Source organism: Caloramator proteoclasticus DSM 10124 (assembly GCF_900129265.1).
Classification (GTDB): domain Bacteria; phylum Bacillota; class Clostridia; order Clostridiales; family Caloramatoraceae; genus Thermobrachium; species Thermobrachium proteoclasticum.
This window is the reverse complement of record NZ_FQVG01000099.1, coordinates 1-2,899: the sequence shown is the minus strand read 5'-3', so window position 1 is coordinate 2,899 and position 2,899 is coordinate 1. Positions and strand designations below refer to the sequence as shown.

The following is a 2,899-nucleotide window of genomic DNA, read 5'->3' as shown; positions in this document are numbered from 1 at the left end:
TTAATGAAGTTAACACTTGAAGAAAAGATAGCTCATGGAGGCAACCCGGTATTAAGATGGATGATGGACAATATTTATATAAAGACTGACCCTGCGGGAAACATAAAGCCGGATAAAGAAAAGTCAACTGAAAAGATTGATGGTGCTGTAGCAATGATAATGGCACTTGATAGGGCTTTAAGAAATCAAAACGCAGGGTCTGTTTATGATGATAGGGGGATTTTGGTGTTGTAAAAAATATTACAAAAATGGTAGAATAAATATACGACTTCGAAGTTCTTAAAGAAATAGGTTGAAATTTTAAAAAGCAATATTAATGTAAAGTAAAAAATATACTTTGATAAACAGAGTATTAGTAGTTATATTGTATATTATTGTTTGATAAGTAATATAATTTTGTTGTTTAAATTTAGTTCTATAAAGAGGTTATAGATATGCCACATGAAAAAAAATATCATCATTTAATTCCCAAAACATATTTGAAGATTGTGTTAAGTAAATATGAAAAAATAGCGTAGCTATTCGTATAATTACACAAAATTACACGTTTTTTTATGTGATTTCAGTTGATAAAGTTTAATAATACTGAATTTACGAAAAAAAGGCATGCCGAAGGCACCTACGTAAAACTTAAAAAATGTAGGTGTATTAAGAATATATGGTTTATTTGAAAATTAAGCAGACAGAAGCCAGTTATTAATATTTTTTTCATCAACTAAAATACCAGCAACTTGTGCAGGAGTTAGGTTGTTTAAAGAATAGTGAGGTCTTAAAAAATTATAATGGAAAATAAACATTGCAATTAGAGTGTTTGCACTTTCAAATGATTTAAAACCTCTTTTACGTTTATACCAGTCTTTAAATGTATCATTAAAAGCTTCTATTAAGTTGTTGGATATATCATCTTTAAACGATTGAACTTTTATGTGTTTTGAAGTATTAAAAATAGTTTTAGTAGCAAGATTATATGAGCCTAATCTATCTGTCACAATAGCTGATGGACATCCAAATTTACTTGCAGATTTAAACAAAGCAAAAGCTTGAGAAGCATCTCTTGAAGGAGATAAATTAAAACCAAGAACCATTCTGGTTTCTGAATCCATGATTAACCAAAGATAATGTTTTTTACCATTAATAAAAACGACAGTTTCGTCGGCATGCCATTCATCAGAGGCACTTAAATCAAGGTTTTTAGTAAGTTTATTAGCTATACTTAGAAAAATTGGAGCAAATTTTTTACACCAAGATGCAATAGTTACGTGAGAAACTTTGACATTGTAGGTTAGTTTAAAGAATTGAGATATTCTTCTTGTTGAAGAACCATTTAGATAATATAGATTAAGTGCAGTAAGAACTAAAAATAAGGGGAACCTCATTCTTTTAAAATCGGTCTTTCCCTTAATTAATTCACAAGATGCAGAGGGTATATTAATCGGTTTTGCAACATAAATAGAATGACCGCATTTTTTAGAGTTGCAAGTGAAATGGGAATAATACTCATAATCATGGTGCAAATAAGTACCACTACCACAAACAGGACAACGAGGGTACCCTCTCAATACACGATTTTTCTTACCCGCACAATTTTCAAGGGTAAACTGGCGTCTACAATCTTTACATTGATATTTTTGATTACCTGCTTTGTCTTTTCCAAAGCGATAAAGATTTTGACTATGGCATCTTGGACATGAAATTTTATTCAATGATTTGCACATAATTTCATCTCTCCTTCGGAGGTATTTTGTTTTTCGCTATATATAAGATAACTCAAAGGGGAGATGAAATTCAAATATCATATAACTTAACAAAACTTATTTGAAAGCTTGGTGTCATAAAAATGAAAGCATATATGTAATTGATAAAAAAACAAATAAAATAGATACCAAAAATATTGATAATAATTTTGGACGTAGTGATTTCCACACTATTAAAGCAGGTATGCCTATATGTGAAATTAAGGATTTGGAAAAAATTTTTAAAGTTTTGGAAGGCTATGAAGTTTATTGTGATAATATAAAACTTGAAAATTTAGAAGATTATAATAAAAGATACTATGAATTTAACAAATGGGTTATTATAAAAGATGGAAATGTAATTTCTAAAAAAATTAAAAATGTATTAAAAAATGAAATAGAAAATGTAAAGATAATGGATATAGAAAATCTTTGGGCCCAAAGGTATGAAAACAAGTGGGGGTGGCTTAGAAATACCATTGAATATAAAATTTGTAGAATAAAATTAAAAGAAATTGATGAGTTTTATAAGGGATTAATAATGAGGTTTGTAATTTTATATAATTGGAGGGGCTTTAATGGTAATGAGGTTTTTAATGAGATTTGTGAATGGCTTTCTAAAATAACTGGATTGGAAAGAATCGATATACCAAAAGAAGACAGAGCAAAATTGTATATAGAAACAGCATCAGAAGAAATAAAACACTTTTATTTGTTAAAGGAATATCGAGAGTTTTTAAAAGATGAAGGTAAAATGTATGATTTAGTTAAAAAATATATAAAATTTCTAAACATAAAGTTTTATATAGCATCAGGAAACAAAAAATTTATAACAAGTGATAGCCCTAGTTTTGTTGGAAAGGACTTAGATGGAAATTTAGCGCATGTAATGCCAGTTACACCTGAGATTTTGATTTGTGTTAGTGCATATAAAGCAAATAAGAGATATTTAATTGAACGAATAAATGAAAATGAAGTTATAAGTTTTAATAAACAGATATTTGAAAATAGCTTTGAAAGAATAATTACAAAAATAAAAGATTTTTATTAAAAAGCACTTATATTTTGCAAGTGCTTTTTTTATACCCATTTTTAGGAGGTGAACTGATGCGAATACCTTTTTTATCAAAAATATTTGAAGCAAGAGCAGCACCGATTTCGGATAG

The 2,899-nt window shown here is 28.3% G+C and carries 3 protein-coding genes; 2 read left to right on the top strand and 1 reads right to left on the bottom strand.

Features of this window, described 5'->3' with window-relative positions:
• Positions 1-234 (top strand): terminase TerL endonuclease subunit (locus tag BUB63_RS12905; protein WP_242947382.1); only part of this gene is annotated, 234 nt, incomplete at its 5' end.
• A gap of 440 nt (positions 235-674) precedes the next feature.
• Here BUB63_RS12905 and BUB63_RS12900 read toward each other — a convergent pair.
• Entirely contained in the window at positions 675-1,715 is a 1,041-nt protein-coding gene (locus tag BUB63_RS12900; RefSeq protein ID WP_073250383.1) for an IS6 family transposase, read from the bottom strand.
• A gap of 100 nt (positions 1,716-1,815) precedes the next feature.
• Here BUB63_RS12900 and BUB63_RS12895 point away from each other — a divergent pair, with 100 nt between their 5' ends.
• Positions 1,816-2,784, top strand: a complete 969-nt coding sequence (locus tag BUB63_RS12895; protein ID WP_073250380.1) for a DUF4238 domain-containing protein — start codon at positions 1,816-1,818, stop codon at positions 2,782-2,784.
• Positions 2,785-2,899: the final 115 nt, after the last annotated feature.

Excerpts from the sequence above, each read along its gene's own strand:
- BUB63_RS12900 (WP_073250383.1), bottom strand. The coding sequence starts at position 1,715 with ATGTGCAAATCATTGAATAAAATTTCATGTCCAAGATGCCATAGTCAA.